Annotated in this window: 18 protein-coding genes; 10 read left to right on the top strand and 8 right to left on the bottom strand. The window is 72.5% G+C overall.

What is annotated here, in order from left to right; genetic code table 11:
• The first annotated feature begins 12 nt into the window (after positions 1–12).
• From ASD11_RS13075 to ASD11_RS13085, 3 genes are read left to right on the top strand one after another with little or no spacing between them, the layout of a single operon-like run.
• Complete coding sequence (locus tag ASD11_RS13075) at positions 13–1,164, top strand: MFS transporter (protein ID WP_056287779.1); 1,152 nt, start codon at positions 13–15, stop codon at positions 1,162–1,164.
• Positions 1,161–1,835, top strand: coding sequence for a uracil-DNA glycosylase (locus tag ASD11_RS13080; protein WP_056287781.1), 675 nt, complete (start codon positions 1,161–1,163; stop codon positions 1,833–1,835). The genes ASD11_RS13075 and ASD11_RS13080 overlap by 4 nt, the downstream gene beginning before the upstream one ends.
• 24 nt (positions 1,836–1,859) lie before the next feature.
• Entirely contained in the window at positions 1,860–3,026 is a 1,167-nt protein-coding gene (locus ASD11_RS13085; RefSeq protein ID WP_056287783.1) for an AI-2E family transporter, read from the top strand.
• Here ASD11_RS13085 and rpsN read toward each other — a convergent pair.
• From rpsN to rpmB, 3 genes are read right to left on the bottom strand one after another with little or no spacing between them, the layout of a single operon-like run.
• Positions 3,007–3,306 (bottom strand): 30S ribosomal protein S14, encoded by a 300-nt coding sequence (rpsN, locus tag ASD11_RS13090; protein ID WP_056287784.1) that lies wholly within the window; start codon positions 3,304–3,306, stop codon positions 3,007–3,009. The genes ASD11_RS13085 and rpsN overlap by 20 nt on opposite strands.
• Positions 3,306–3,476, bottom strand: a complete 171-nt coding sequence (gene rpmG, locus ASD11_RS13095) for a 50S ribosomal protein L33 (protein WP_056287786.1) — start codon at positions 3,474–3,476, stop codon at positions 3,306–3,308. Before rpmG ends, rpsN begins: the two co-directional genes overlap by 1 nt.
• On the bottom strand, positions 3,476–3,712 hold the full coding sequence (gene rpmB, locus ASD11_RS13100; protein ID WP_056287789.1) for a 50S ribosomal protein L28: 237 nt from the start codon (positions 3,710–3,712) through the stop codon (positions 3,476–3,478). Before rpmB ends, rpmG begins: the two co-directional genes overlap by 1 nt.
• A gap of 99 nt (positions 3,713–3,811) precedes the next feature.
• Between rpmB and ASD11_RS13105 the strand changes: the two genes are divergently transcribed.
• The 7 genes from ASD11_RS13105 (at position 3,812) to ASD11_RS13135 (ending at position 8,317) form a co-directional block, all read left to right on the top strand.
• Positions 3,812–4,069 carry a type B 50S ribosomal protein L31 gene (locus ASD11_RS13105; protein WP_056287791.1) on the top strand — a complete coding sequence of 86 codons (258 nt, stop codon included), beginning with the start codon at positions 3,812–3,814 and terminating at the stop codon, positions 4,067–4,069.
• Positions 4,069–5,163 (top strand): GTP-binding protein, encoded by a 1,095-nt coding sequence (locus tag ASD11_RS13110; RefSeq protein WP_056287794.1) that lies wholly within the window; start codon positions 4,069–4,071, stop codon positions 5,161–5,163. The genes ASD11_RS13105 and ASD11_RS13110 overlap by 1 nt, the downstream gene beginning before the upstream one ends.
• A 26-nt stretch (positions 5,164–5,189) precedes the next feature.
• Complete coding sequence (rpmF, locus tag ASD11_RS13115; protein ID WP_056287796.1) at positions 5,190–5,411, top strand: 50S ribosomal protein L32; 222 nt, start codon at positions 5,190–5,192, stop codon at positions 5,409–5,411.
• Entirely contained in the window at positions 5,408–5,530 is a 123-nt protein-coding gene (gene ykgO / locus ASD11_RS13120) for a type B 50S ribosomal protein L36 (protein WP_056287797.1), read from the top strand. The genes rpmF and ykgO overlap by 4 nt, the downstream gene beginning before the upstream one ends.
• A 67-nt stretch (positions 5,531–5,597) precedes the next feature.
• Positions 5,598–6,506, top strand: a complete 909-nt coding sequence (locus tag ASD11_RS13125; RefSeq protein ID WP_156464717.1) for a MerR family transcriptional regulator — start codon at positions 5,598–5,600, stop codon at positions 6,504–6,506.
• 22 nt (positions 6,507–6,528) lie between these two features.
• Positions 6,529–7,398 carry a dihydropteroate synthase gene (gene folP, locus ASD11_RS13130; RefSeq protein ID WP_056287801.1) on the top strand — a complete coding sequence of 290 codons (870 nt, stop codon included), beginning with the start codon at positions 6,529–6,531 and terminating at the stop codon, positions 7,396–7,398.
• The gene (locus ASD11_RS13135) at positions 7,385–8,317 is read left to right on the top strand and encodes a glucosyl-3-phosphoglycerate synthase (protein WP_082554354.1); all 933 of its coding nucleotides are present in this window, start codon (positions 7,385–7,387) and stop codon (positions 8,315–8,317) included. Before folP ends, ASD11_RS13135 begins: the two co-directional genes overlap by 14 nt.
• A gap of 1 nt (position 8,318) precedes the next feature.
• On the opposite strand, the gene ASD11_RS13140 is transcribed toward ASD11_RS13135, so the two are convergent.
• Genes ASD11_RS13140 through ASD11_RS13160 form a run of 5 tightly spaced genes read right to left on the bottom strand, consistent with a single transcriptional unit; the run spans position 8,319 to position 13,889 of the window.
• Complete coding sequence (locus ASD11_RS13140) at positions 8,319–10,049, bottom strand: NAD(P)/FAD-dependent oxidoreductase (RefSeq protein WP_056287805.1); 1,731 nt, start codon at positions 10,047–10,049, stop codon at positions 8,319–8,321.
• Positions 10,050–10,058: 9 nt separating this feature from the next.
• A complete protein-coding gene (gene ccsB / locus ASD11_RS13145; protein ID WP_056287808.1) occupies positions 10,059–11,015 on the bottom strand; it encodes a c-type cytochrome biogenesis protein CcsB in 957 nt (318 codons plus the stop codon).
• Positions 11,012–12,586: a cytochrome c biogenesis protein ResB gene (gene resB / locus ASD11_RS13150; protein ID WP_056287810.1), complete on the bottom strand. Its 1,575-nt coding sequence runs from the start codon at positions 12,584–12,586 to the stop codon at positions 11,012–11,014. The genes ccsB and resB overlap by 4 nt, the downstream gene beginning before the upstream one ends.
• The gene (locus ASD11_RS13155) at positions 12,583–13,329 is read right to left on the bottom strand and encodes a cytochrome c biogenesis CcdA family protein (RefSeq protein WP_056287811.1); all 747 of its coding nucleotides are present in this window, start codon (positions 13,327–13,329) and stop codon (positions 12,583–12,585) included. The genes resB and ASD11_RS13155 overlap by 4 nt, the downstream gene beginning before the upstream one ends.
• Positions 13,326–13,889: a TlpA family protein disulfide reductase gene (locus ASD11_RS13160; protein ID WP_162246488.1), complete on the bottom strand. Its 564-nt coding sequence runs from the start codon at positions 13,887–13,889 to the stop codon at positions 13,326–13,328. Before ASD11_RS13160 ends, ASD11_RS13155 begins: the two co-directional genes overlap by 4 nt.

Genomic DNA, 13,889 nt, shown 5'->3' on the forward strand with positions numbered 1-13,889 from the left:
TAGGATCGACAGGTGGACCTCACCCGAGCACGCCTGGCCGGCACCGTCGCCTTCGCGCACAACGGCTTCGTGCTGGGCTTCTGGATCGTCAACATCCCGGGCATCCTCGACCGCACCGACACGTCCAAGGCCCAGCTCGGCGTGCTCCTGCTCCTGCTCGGCGGCTCCGCCCTCGTGGGGATGCAGGCCGCCGGCGCCCTCATCGACCGCGTCGGCTCGCGGCGCGTCCTCGGGGTGGCTGCGGGCGCGATGAGCCTGCTCGTCGTGGGCCCCGCCGCCAGCACCAGCACCGCGGCCCTCGCCGTGACCCTCGTGCTCCTCGGCCTGGCCAACGGAGCCGTCGACGTGGCCCAGAACGCGCACGCCGCCGACGTCGAGCGTCACTACGGACGCCCCATCATGACCTCGTTCCACGCCTTCTACTCCGCCGGCGGGCTCTTGGTCTCGGTCGTCGGAGGCCTCCTCATCGCGGCCGACGTCGACCTGCCGGTCTCGGCCTCCGCCGTGGCCGTCGTGGGTGTCCTGGTGGTGCTCTGGGTCGTGCGGGGCATGCTGCCGCCCGAGCCCGTCCAGCACGACGAGACGCCGGTCGGCCGTCCCCCGTGGAGCCGGCACGTGGCACTGCTCGGCCTGCTGGCGTTCGTGCTGCTGCTGGCCGAGGGCGTGGCGTACGACTGGAGCACCGTGCACCTGCACGAGACCCTCGACGCCTCCAAGGCCGTCGCGGCCTACGCGTTCGGCGCCTTCTCGGTCACCATGACGATCGTGCGGCTCGTGGCCGACCGCGTGGTGGCCGCCATCGGACCCGGCGCCTACGTGCGGTGGGCAGCCCTCCTCGGGGCGCTGGGCCTGGCCGGGGCGGCGCTCGCACCCACCGTGCCCCTGGGCATCGCGGCCTGGGCGCTCTTCGGCATCGGGCTCGCGGGGTGCGTCCCGCAGTTCTTCACGGCGGCCGCCGCGGTGGACCCGCGCACGGCCGGCGTCACGATGGCGCGTGTCACGGGCTGCGGCTACCTCGGGCTCCTCGCCGGGCCGTCGGTCATCGGCCTGCTCACCGGCTGGGTCCCGCTCACGACGGCCTTCGTCGTGCCGCTCGTGGGTTGCGTCCTGGCCTCGGCGCTCGCGCCCCGCGCCCTGCGACCGGTCGAGCGGGCCTCCTCGTGAGGCGTCCGCTGCGCGATCTCGTGTCCCCCGACTGGGCCGAGGCGCTGGAGCCCGTGGCCGACGACGTCGCGGCCATGGGGGACTTCCTGCGCGCCGAGCTGGCCCAGGGACGGCCCTACCTCCCCGAGGGCGACGCCGTCCTGCGGGCCTTCGCCGAGCCGCTGTCCGACGTCAAGGTGCTCGTCGTGGGCCAGGACCCCTACCCCACGCCCGGCAACGCGATGGGCCTGTCCTTCTCCGTGCGCCGCGAGGTCGACGTCCCCGCCAGCCTGAGGAACATCTACCGCGAGCTCCGGGACGACCTGGGCCTCGAGTCCCCGGCCCACGGCGACCTGTCGGCGTGGGCGGCCCAGGGCGTCCTGCTCCTGAATCGGGCGCTCACCGTGCAGGTGGGTGCACCCAAGAGCCATCGGGGGCGAGGCTGGGAACGGGTCACCGACCAGGCCATCCGCGCCCTCGTGGCGCGGGACCGTCCGCTCGTGGCGATCCTGTGGGGCAGCGAAGCCCAGGGGCTGCGGCCCCTCCTGGCTGCCACCCCGGTCGTCGAGAGCCCTCACCCGAGCCCGCTCTCGGCCTACCGTGGGTTCTTCGGCAGCCGCCCGTTCAGCCGGACCAACGAGGCCCTGGCCGCCCAGGGAGCCGAGCCGGTCGACTGGCGCCTCCCGTCCTGAGCCCGGGGCCCCTAGGCTGGACCGGTGACTGATCCCACCCGCGACCGAGCCGACGTCATCGACGCCGGCGTCGCAGGCCTGCAGAAGTGGAGCCTGCGGATCATCTCCATCGCCGCAGCCGCCTTCGTGCTGGGCTGGGCCGTGGGGCACGTGTGGATGGTCCTCTACCCGCTCGCCATGGCCCTGATCGTCTCCACCGTCCTGGCACCGCCCGTCGCGTTCTTGCGCGGACGCGGGTTCCCGGCATCCCTGTCGGCCGCGGCCGTCATGATCAGCTTCATCGGCGGTGTGGCGATCCTGGTCGCCGTGCTCACGCCGCAGGTGGCGGGTCAGCTGCCGCAGATCGCCGACCAGGCCTCGAGCGGCCTGCTCAAGGTGCGCGACTGGCTCGTCGACGGCCCGCTCAACCTCACGGACGGGCAGATCACCAAGGCCGTGTCGGCGCTGCAGGACAAGCTCCAGGAGAGCGCCTCGGCCATCAGCTCCGGCGCCCTGTCCACCGTGAGCGCGGCCACCAACGTGGTCATCAACCTCGTCCTCGTCCTGATGCTCACGTTCTTCTTCATCAAGGACGGCCACAAATTCCTCCCCTGGGTGCGGGCGCTCAGCGGACAGCGCGCCGGCCAGCACCTCACCGAGGTCCTGAGCCGCGTCTGGGCCACCCTCGGCGGGTTCATCCGCACGCAGACCCTCGTGGCGTTCATCGACGCCCTCATCATCGGCATCGGCCTGGCCATCATCGGGGTCCCGCTGGCTATCCCGCTCGCCGTCATCACGTTCTTCGGCGGCTACATCCCCATCATCGGCGCGTTCGTGAGCGGCGTCCTCGCGGTGCTCGTCACGCTCGTGACCAACAGCCCCAAGGACGCCCTCATCGTCGCCGTCATCGTGGTGGCCGTCCAGCAGCTCGAGGGCAACGTGCTCTCGCCCTGGCTCCAGGGCAAGAACATGAACCTGCACGCCGGCGTGGTGCTGCTCTCGGTCACCGCCGGCGGCAGCCTCTTCGGCGTCACAGGAGCCTTCCTTGCCGTCCCCGTGGCGGCGTCGGTGGCCGAGCTGCTGCGCTACGTGAACGAGCAGATCGACCGCAAGGTCGGCGACGACGCACCCGCCGTCGACGGCCACGGCGCCCAGATCCTGGCCGAGGGCCCCTCCCGGGTGGAGCAGCCGCCTACCAGCTCGACTTCGTGATGCCCGGCAGCTCACCTGCGTGGGCTGCCTGACGGAAGCGGATCCGCGAGAGCCCGGCCTTGCGGACGAACCCGCGCGGTCGCCCGTCCACCTGGTCACGGTTCCGCAGCCGGACCGGAGAGGCGTCCCGCGGCAGCCGCTGCAGGAGTCGCTGGGCCTCGCGCCGCTCGTCCTCGCTCCCGGTGCGCACGAGCTCCTTGAGCTCGGCGCGCCGGGCGGAGTGACGCGCGACCACGACAGCGCGCTGGTCGTTCTTCACGACCTTGCCGCGCCGGGCCATCAGCGCTCCTCCTTGAACTCGACGTGCTCGCGCACGCGCGGGTCGTACTTGCGCAGCACGAGCCGGTCGGGATCGTTGCGACGGTTCTTGCGCGTGACGTAGGTCGTGCCCGTACCCGCGGTGGAGCGGAGCTTCACGATCGGTCGGACGTCGTTGCCCTTGCGTGCCATCAGATCTTCTCTCCTCGGTTGAGCAGGTCGGCGACGACGGCGTCGATCCCGCGCTGGTCGATCGTCTTGATGCCTCGCGCGCTCACGGCGAGCGAGACGTGGCGGCCCAGGCTCGGGGCCCAGTACCGCTTGCGCTGCACGTTGACGTCGAAGCGTCGCTTGGTGCGGCGGTGGGAGTGCGACACGTGGTGCCCGAACCCGGGGGTCGCCCCGGTGACCTGACAACGGCCGGCCATGGATCCTCCTGAAGGTCTCAACGGTTCATGGGAGTCATCCCGACTTGATAATGGGAATCATCTTCATTAAGATAGCAGGAAGGACAAGGAGGCACCACCATGAAGAACCAGATCCACCCCGCCTACGGGCGTGTCGTCTTCCGCGACCGCTCCACCGGGACCATGACCGTGACGCGCTCGACCCTCGTCGACCGCCTGCGTGAGGGGTCAGCCACCGTCGAGGTCGACGGCGAGGCGCTGCCCGTCCTCGACGTCGACGTGACGTCGGCCAGCCACCCGTTCTGGACCGGCCGCGGCCGCGTCGTGGACAGCGAGGGCCAGGTCGAGGCCTTCCGTCGCCGGTACGGCAAGCGCTGATGGTCGAGACCACCCCGGTCGTCCTGGTCACCGGTCTCAGCGACGACGCCATGGCGTCGACCACGCTGTCGCTCCAGTGGGACCTGCCGCACGCCGTCGTCCTGCGACACACCCTCGACGTCGGCACGCAACGGCTGACCCGACTCGTGAGCGACATGACCGGCGTCGTGGAGCACGTGCACCACGACCTCGACCACGCGTGCGTGAGCTGCGCGCTGCGCGAGGACATCGTCCCCACCATCGAGCGTCTGGCGGCGTCTCGGCGGTGGGGCGCGGTGATCGTGCACCTGCCCACCGCCGCGGAGGCCCACCAGGTGTGCCGGGTGACGGCGCTCGACCCGCACGCAGCGCCGCACGCCCGCATCACGGCGGTCCTCACGGCCGTCGACGCTGCGGACGTGCGCGCCGACCTGCTCGGCGACGAGCTCCTGCGCGAGCGCGGTGCCCACACGAGCGAGGGCGACGCACGCGGCGTCGGCGAGGTGCTGTGCTCGATGGTCGAGCACGCCGACGCCGTCGTGGTGAGCGGTGCGCTCGACGAGCCGGAGCACGACCTGCTCCGGGCCCTCATGCGACCCGACAGCCTCCTGGTGCCCGACCCGAGCCGGCTCGACGGGCCACGCTTCTCCGGCCCCCTGCACGACCACGACCGCACGGAGCGCTGGATCGACGCGGTGCGCCGCGGATCGGTGCCCGTGCCGAGGTCGGAGCACGTGTGGATGCTCGACCTGCGCAGCGAGAGGGCCCTGCACCCCGACCGCCTGCTCGGCAGCATCGAGAGCATCGGCGGCGGCCCGCGTCGCTCCCGTGGCTGCTTCTGGCTGCCGACCAGGCCCACCTCGGTGAACGCCTGGGACGGCGCGGGGGGCCAGCTCAGCGTCGGGGTCCACGGCGCGTGGGGACCGGGCCGTCGCCCGCTCACCCGCCTCGTCGTGCACGGACTCACCGCCGACGGCGACGGCGCCGACGCGGTGCGCGAGACCTTCCAGGAGTGCCTCGTGAGCGAGCGGGAGCAGTCGCGCCGCGGCCGCTTCTGGGACGTCGGCGAGGACGGCTTCGAGCCGTGGCTCGGCCCCGTCCGACACGTCGCCTGACCCATCACCCGACCCAGGAGATCCCCGTGGCCGTCCCGAAGCGCAAGACCTCACGCAGCAACACCCGTCACCGGCGGTCGCAGTGGAAGGCCTCTGCGCCTGACCTCGTCCCCGTACGGCTCGGCTCGGGACCCGACGCCGGACGGACCGTCCACGTGCCCCGCCGGCTCGTCCGCGCCGTCCAGCGCGGCCTCGTCCCCGCTCCCGACGCCGACCGATCGACCACCCCACCCAGGAGGAACCCATGAAGGTCCGCAACTCGCTCCGCTCGCTCAAGGACAAGCCCGGCTCGCAGGTCGTCCGGCGCCGAGGGCGTACGTACGTCATCAACCGTATGAATCCGCGCCTCAAGGCGCGCCAAGGATGATCGTGACGCGGACCACGATCTGAGGATGTCGCCCGCCGGTTCGGGACAGTCGTCCTAGAATCATGCGGTGCCTCGACCCGCCGCCGACCCCTCCGCGATGCCGCCCGGCGTCGTGTGGTCGGTCGGCGACGTCGCGAGCGCGCTCGACCTGCCGGCCTCCACCGTCCGCACCTGGGAGCGTCGCTACGGCCTCGCCCCCTCGGTGCGGACGCCGGGCGGCCACCGCCGCTACGACACCGCCGACGTCGAGCGCATGCGTCTCATGCAGCGGCTCGTCGGCCAGGGGGTCGCCCCGGCGGAGGCCGCGCGCACCGTCCTGCGCGACGACCTCCTCCAGCCCGCGGCGGCCGTCCTCCGGCTCGAGGGACCCGAGCAGTGGGCCGTCGACGTGGTCCGGGCCGGGCGCGTGCTCGACGCCCGCCGCATCCGCGCCATGCTCCATGAGCTCGTGGACGCCAGAGGGGTGGGCGGGTCCTGGGACGAGTACCTCGTCCCGATGCTGCGGCGCCTCGGCGAGGACTGGGCCTGCGGCTCGCTCGGCGTGGAGTCCGAGCACCTCGTGAGCGACGTCCTGCTCACGATGCTCCGCACCCGTGTGGAGACGCTGGTCCCCGGCGACGCGCCACCCTCGATCATGATGGCGAGCGCCGAGGACGACCAGCACTCCCTGCCGGTCGTGGCGCTGCAGGCCGCCCTGGCCGAAAGAGGGATCGAGGCGCACGTCTTCGGCCAGCGCCTCCCCGCGGCCGCGCTCGCCACGGTGGTGGCGCGGACCCAGCCCCAGGCCGTCTTCGTGTGGGCGTCGATGCCCCGGCCCACGGGCGACCGGCTGCACCGCGTCCTGACCGCCCTGTCCGCCCAGGCCCGCATCGTGCTCGGCGGCCCCGGCTGGGAGCACACCACCATCCCGCAGGCGCGGCACGCTCGAGACCTCTCCTCGGCGCTCGCCGCGCTGGCGGCGGAGATCGCGTACTGACCCCTGTGGCACGCTTGGTCCGATGACCGTCGACCTGACCTTCCGCGGGCGCCGGATCCAGCGTGACCGGCCCCTCGTGATGGCCATCGTGAACCGCACGCCCGACTCGTTCTACGACCGCGGCGCCACGTTCGACCCCCGCGTCGCCCTGGCCGCGGCCCGTCGCGCCGTCGACGAGGGCGCCGACGTGATCGACGTGGGCGGCGTGAAGGCGGGACCCGGCGACGTCGTCGACGAGGCCGAGGAGATCGAGCGCACCGTCCCGTTCGTCGAGGCCGTCCGCGCGGCCCTGCCCGACGTCGTCATCAGCATCGACACGTGGCGGGCCGGCGTGGCCGAGCGGGCCGTCCTGGCCGGGGCCGACCTGCTCAACGACACGTGGGCCGGCGCCGACCCCGCCCTGGCCGACGTCGCGGCCGCCACGGGCTGCGGCATGGTCTGCTCCCACACGGGAGGGGCCGTGCCCCGCACGCGCCCCCACCGGGTGCAGTACGACGACGTCGTGGCCGACGTCGTGGCCACCGTGACCGCCAAGGCCGAGCACCTCGTCTCGATCGGCGTGCCGCGCGAGGGCATCCTCGTGGACCCCACGCACGACTTCGGCAAGAACACGTGGCACGGGCTCGAGCTGCTGCGCCGCGTGGACGAGCTCGTGGGCACGGGGTGGCCCGTGCTGATGGCCCTCTCCCGCAAGGACTTCGTCGGCGAGACGCTCGACCTCCCGCCCGACGATCGGCTCGAGGGCACCCTGGCCGCCACCGCGCTGGCCGCCGCGGCCGGCTCGGCGATGTTCCGCACCCACGACGTTACCGCCACCCGCCGGGTCCTCGAGATGGTCGCCAGCATCCAGGGCCACCGGGTCCCCAGCCGGGTGGTGCGTGGACTTGCCTGACGTGGGCGCGTGGTTCGAGCGCCGCACCCTCGGCGCGGGCTCCCCCGACCCGGCCGCCCTCGCCGCGGCCAAGGCCGGCCGACGGGTCAGCGTGGTGCTCCCGGCCCGCGACGAGGCCGCGACCGTGGGCACCATCGTCTCTGCCGTGCGGTCAGGGCTGGTCGACCAGCACGGCCTCGTCGACGAGGTCATCGTGGTCGACTCGCGCTCCACCGACGACACGGCCCGCGTGGCCCGCGCCGCCGGGGCCCGCGTCGTCCCCTCGGCCGACGTCGTGCCGGGTCTCGACGGCGGCAAGGGCGCTGCGCTGCGCACCGGGATCGAGGAGATGGACGGCGACCTGGGCGTCTTCCTCGACGCCGACGTCCGCGAGTTCGGCGTGGCCTTCGTCCTCGGCCTCCTCGCCCCGCTGCTCACCGACCCGGACCTCGTGCTCGTGAAGGGCTTCTACGACCGGCCGTGGGACGTCCCCGGCGACGAGGCCCGCAGTCGCCCTGCAGGTGGCGGGCGCGTGACCGAGCTCGTGGCCCGGCCCCTCATCGCGCGCCACGCGCCCGAGCTGGCCGGTTTCGTCCAGCCCCTCGCCGGCGAGGTCGCGTTCGTGCGCGCCGCCGTCCTGGACCTCCCGGTGGTCTCCGGCTACGGCGTCGACATCGCCATGCTGCTGCAGACGGCACGCCGCCACGGCCTCGACGCCCTGGCCCAGGCCGACCTCGGCCGGCGCCTGCACCACCACCAGGACCTCGACGCCCTCGGCCGCATGGCCCTGCAGGTCCGCGCCGCGTTCGAGCTCGTCGCCCCGGACGGCCCCGACGTCGTGGTGGACGAGCGCACCCGCACCGGGCGCGGCGCCGACGGCCAGGTCGTGCTGGAGACCGAGTCGGTCACCACCCGGCTCCTCCCGCCCCCCGGGCGCTGACTCAGGGGACCAGCTCGCCCTCGGCGGTGTGGAAGCCGACGGTGGGGAGCTGCTCGAGCCACGGGTGGACGAGGGCGATGGCCGACGCACCCTCACCGCTGGCCGTCGCGACACGTTTCATGGAGCCCGACCGCACGTCACCGACGGCGAAGAGGCCCGGCACCGACGTCTCGAGGTCGCCGGGGGGCACGTCGCTGCCCCATGCCTCGCGCGGCACGTCGCGCCCCGTGAGCACGTAGCCCCTCGGGCCGAGGGCCACGCCGGTCGGCAGCCACTCGCAGTGCGGCTCGCCGCCCAGGAGAAGGAACAGCCCGCGGGTCTCGTGGCGCTGCTCCTCGCCCGTCTCGACGTTGCGCAGGGTGATCCACTCGAGGTCGACCTGGCCGCCGCCGCCCACCACCTCGGTGGACGTCACGATGCGGATCCGCGGGTGCGACTCGACGTCGTCGATGAGGTAGCGCGACATCGTCGCCGTGAGGCTGCCCCGGCGCACGACGATCGTGACCTCGCTCGCGAACCGGGCGAGGTGGATGGCCGCCTGGCCGGCCGAGTTGCCGCCGCCCACAACCACCGCGGGGCGCCCCTCCATGGCGCGGGCCATGGACATGACGGCGCCGTAGTGCAGGCCGCGTCCCAGGTACGACTCGAGCTCCTCGACGCCGAGCTTGCGGTACGAGACGCCCGACGCCACCACGACGGCTCGCGCGCGCACAGCACCGCCGTCGGTGTTCACGACGAAGGGGTCGCCGTGGGCCGTCGGCAGGTCGAGCGACGTGACGGGCCAGCCCGTGTAGAACTCGGCCCCGAACCGCACCGCCTGCACGCGCGCCCGCTGCGCGAGCCGCTGGCCGGAGATGCCGTGGGGGAAGCCGAGGTAGTTGCGGATCTTGGAGCTCGTGCCGGCCTGGCCGCCGGTGGCCTCGGCCTCGAGCACCACCGTGCTGAGGCCCTCCGACGCTCCATAGACCGCCGCCGCGAGGCCTGCCGGACCGGCGCCGACGACAGCGAGGTCGATCACCGTGTTGACGTCGACCTGGTCGGGACGTCCGTAGATGGCCACCGCGACGTCGTGCGCCGACGCGGCCACGAAGGGCTCTCGTCCCATGGCCTCCACGAGCGGGAAGCCCGGTGTGCCGCCGGCCTCGGCGTGGCGCGCGACGATGCGGCGGCCCTCGTCGGACTCCGCGAGGTGCTTGCGGGTCGGCATGCCCATGCGGGCCAGGAAGTCCTTGATCTCGACGACGGCAGGCCGAGCGGCATCGGTGCCGTCGACCACGAGGTGGATCGAGGCGACCTCCGGGTCGGCCGTGGAGCCCCAGTCGGCCAGCAGGTCCGTGACGGAGTGGTGGAACTCCTCGTCGCGGACGCCCCGTGGCATGAGGTGGTAGCCGTCGAACGCGCCGCGGGCCATGGCCGTGACGAGGCGCTTGGACTCGGACCGGAAGACCTCGTAGTGCGACACGACGAGCCGACGCGACTGCGGCGACTTGATCCGGAGCGCCGCGACGGCGTCGACGACGTCGACGTCGTCGAGCGAGGAGTCGATGACCACGAGCGGCACCGGCGTCCCGCCGTCGCGCAGGGCCATCAGGAGGTGCAGGCCCTCGCGGGCCGAGCGGGCGACCTCGAGGTCGTAGTCGTGGACGTACCGCGACAGCTGGTCGACCAGCAGGTCGGCGTGCTCGGGCGAGACGACGACGATCGTGGGGAGGCGCTTCAGGGGCTCTGGCACCCCGTCAGGCTACTTGGCGTAGGTGTGCATGCTTCCGCCGAAGATGAGGTTCACGCCGTAGAAGCTGAACAGGAACGTCGCGAAGCCGATGAGCCCGATGACCGCGGCCCGGCGACCCTTCCAGCCGGCCGTGACGCGCGCGTGCAGGTAGACGGCGTAGGCGATCCACGTGATGAGGGCCCAGACCTCCTTGGGGTCCCAGCCCCAGAAGCGCGCCCAGGCGTAGTAGGCCCAGATGGGGCCGGCGATGAGGGCACCGAAGGTCCACAGCGGGAAGCCGACCGCCACGAGGCGGAAGGCGAGGCGGTCCATGTTGGCCGACGTGGGCAGGCGGCCCAGGACCTTGCCCACGGTCCCGCGGCGCTCGGCGCGGTCGACCACGAGGTACAGCGCGGAGGCGCCGGCGGAGAGCAGGAACAGCGCGCCGGCCGTCATGACGGCGGCCACGTGGATCACGAGCCAGTACGAGTGCAGGGCCGGGACGAGCGGTCCGGCGGGCACGTAGACCGAGAAGCCGATGCCGAGCAGCACGAGGGAGAAGCCGGTGACGACGACACCCAGCCACTCGATGTCCCACACCCGCACCAGCACGAGGTAGACCGCGAGCGCGATGAGCGTGCCCGTGCAGGCGAACTCGTACATGTTGCCCCACGGGACGCGCTGCGCCGCGAGGCCACGGGTCACGACGCCGACGAGCAGCACGAGCGTGGCGAGCCAGGCCACCGAGACGCCTACCGAGGAGAAGACGGTGCTGCGGTCGGGGTCCTCGTCGTCGACGACGCCCGCCGAGCCGGTGGTCGCCCCCTCGACGGGGACCGAGCCGTCAGCGGCGACGAGCTCCTTGGCCGGCTCCGAGCGCAGGGCGAAGCCCCACTCGGCCAGGTGCGCGAGGAACGCGAGCGCGACGACGACGGTGCCCGCCGCGATGGCGTAGTTCGAGAGCTGGGCGTACTGCTCGAGGCTCATGTGGTCTCCTTCGGCTCCCCCAGCTGATGCCGGATGCGTTCGACGAGGTGGTCGAGGTCGTCGGGGAGGTCGTCACGGGGCGCACGATCGAGCGCCGCCACCTCCACCACGGTACGTGAGCCCTCGCGGCGCGCACGAATCCAGGTGCGCCGGGGCTGGATGAACAGGGAGAGCAGCAGTCCCAGGACCCCGAGGCTCGTCCCGACGAGCGGCACCTTCACGAGCGGGGTGTCGGCCACCTGGAAGCGGGCGAACAGGAGCAGGTCCCTGAACTCGATCGTGCTGCCGTCGGGCAGCTTCGCCCGCTGGCCCGGCTGCAGGCTGATGCGCAGGGCCTTGCCGTTCTTGGTGAACTGCTTGAGGTTCTTCTTGTCCAGCACGTAGACCGACTGCGGGATGCCCTCGTCGAGCCCCAGGTCGCCGCGGTAGGCGAACAGCCCCAGCAGCGGGAACTGCGCCGCGGGGAAGATCGAGGTGGACGGGACCTTGTCGCCCTGCACGAGCGCGGTGGGCAGGAAGAAGCCCTGGAAGCCCAGCTGGTCGGGCTGGGCGTCGGGCACCTTCAGGACGCCCGAGGACGTGTAGGAGGGGTCGCTGGGCAGGAAGGGCACGGCGTCGTCGAAGACGACCTTGCCCTGGGCGTCGGTGACCTTGAGGACCGGCGCGTAGCCCTGCCCGACGAGGAAGACGCCGGTGCCGTCGACGATGAGCGGGTGGTTGACCTCGATCCGGTACGGCTTGGACGCACCGTCCTGCGAGGTCTGGTAGTCCACGGTCGCCCGGAAGAGCTTGGGCGAGCCGCGCTGCGCACCGGTCTCCAGGAACTGGGCCTGCATCTTCTTGAGGTCGAGCGAGAAGTACGGGAGCTTGTCGGTGTCGAAGAGGGCGCCGGAGGAGAACTCGTCGTACTGCGTGAGCGTGTTGGCGAAGCTGTCGCCCTGCACCACCACGGCGGCCCCGCGATAGCTGTAGAGCGCACCGATGGCGACGCTCACGAGCACCACGACGATGCTGACGTGGAAGATCAGGTTGCCGAGCTCGCGCAGGTAGCCCTTCTCGGACCGGACCTCCAGGAGATCGGTGTCGACGTCGGTGCGTGAGCGGCCGAGGGCCTTGCGGCCCGCCTCGAGCACGGCCTCGGGCTCCGCGTCGACCTCGAAGACGGCCGAGGCCGGGAGCCGGGAGAAGTTGCGCGGCGCCCGGGGCGGGCGCGCCTTGAGCGCACGGGCGTACACGAGGCATCGCGGGATGATGCAGCCCACGAGCGAGATCATGAGCAGCAGGTACACGGCGCTGAACCACGGCGAGGTGTAGACGCTGAAGAAGCCCAGGCGGTCGAGCCACGGACCGAGGTCGGGGTGGTCGAGGAGGTAGGTCTCCACGCGTCGGGCGTCGACGCCGCGCTGCGGCACGATGGAGCCGGGCACGGCCGTGATGGCCAGGAGCATGAGCAGGAAGAGCGCCGTGCGCATGGAGGTGAGCTGACGCCACGTCCAGCGCAGCGTCTCGCGCGCGCCGAGGGCCGGTGCCAGCTCCGCCGAGGTCTTCTCGCGCTTCTCCTTGCGGCTCACAGGGCGATCTCCCCGGACCCGACGCGGCTCTGCAGCTCGATGACGAGGGAGTCCCACCAGCCGGTCACGAGCAGGACACCGACGACGACGAGCATCCCGCCGCCGACCCGCATGAGCGCCACCTGGTGCGACCGCACCCACCGCAGGGCGGGGAGGAACCGGCCCAGCGCGAAGGCTGCGAGGAGGAACGGGACGCCCAGGCCGAGGCAGTAGAAGACCGAGAGCAGGGCCCCGCGTCCGGCCGTGCCCTGCGTGCCCGCCAGTCCCAGGACGGCGGCGAGCGTGGGGCTGAGGCACGGGACCCAGCCGAGCCCGAAGAGGGCACCGAGCAGCGGCGCCACGGAGAGGCCGACGGCAGGCACGGCGTGCACACGCAGGTCGCGCTGGAACCAGGGCAGGAGCCCGGAGAAGACCAGGCCCATGACGATGACGACGACCCCGACCACGACCGAGATGGTTCGCTGGTGCTCGCGCAGCTGTCCGCTGAGCGCACCGAAGAGGGTGCCGCCGGCGACGAACACCACGGTGAAGCCGAGCACGAACAGCGCTGCGCCCAGCACGAGCCGGCCGCGACGGGTGGCCTCGAGGTCCTGCACGCCCACGCCGGTGACGTAGGAGAGATAGCCCGGCAGGAGCGGGACGACGCACGGGGAGAAGAACGACAGCAGCCCGGCCAGCACCGCGATGGGGGCGGCGAGCAGCAACGAGCCGGAGACGACCGTCTCCGGTGCGGACAGGATCACGAGGTGGTCTTGCCCGCGTAGTCGATGAGGCCCTCGAGCGTCTTCACGGTGAGGGTGTCGGTGGCGATGCGCGCGGCGACCATGCCCTGCGCGTCGATGACCCACGTGGTGGGGATGGCGCCCACGGGGAGCGACGTGCCGAAGCGGGCCACGAGCTTGCCGCCGTTGTCGACGATCGTGGGGTAGGTGATGCCCTTGGACTCGTTGAAGGCCTTGGCCGACGCCGGCTTGTCGCGCTGCAGCAGCCCCACGAACTGGACGTCGGTCTGCTCGTCGGAGACCTGCTTGAGGACGGGCGCCTCCTTGCGGCACGGCGGGCACCACGAGCCCCAGGCGTTGACGACCACGACCTTGCCGGCGTAGTCGGCCGACGTGACGTCGTTGCCGTCGAGGTCCTTGCCCTCCAGCAGAGGGCCCTTCTCCCGGTCCTGCGGGTCGACCGTGGTGACGGTGCCGTCGGCGCTCACGTAGCCGCCCGTGGATCCACGGGTGCCGACCCCGCTGCACCCCGCCAGGGCGACGAGGGCGACGACTGCCGCGACCGCGGTCCTGCTGCGCAC

The organism is Aeromicrobium sp. Root495 (assembly GCF_001426755.1).
Classification (GTDB): Bacteria; Actinomycetota; Actinomycetes; order Propionibacteriales; family Nocardioidaceae; genus Aeromicrobium.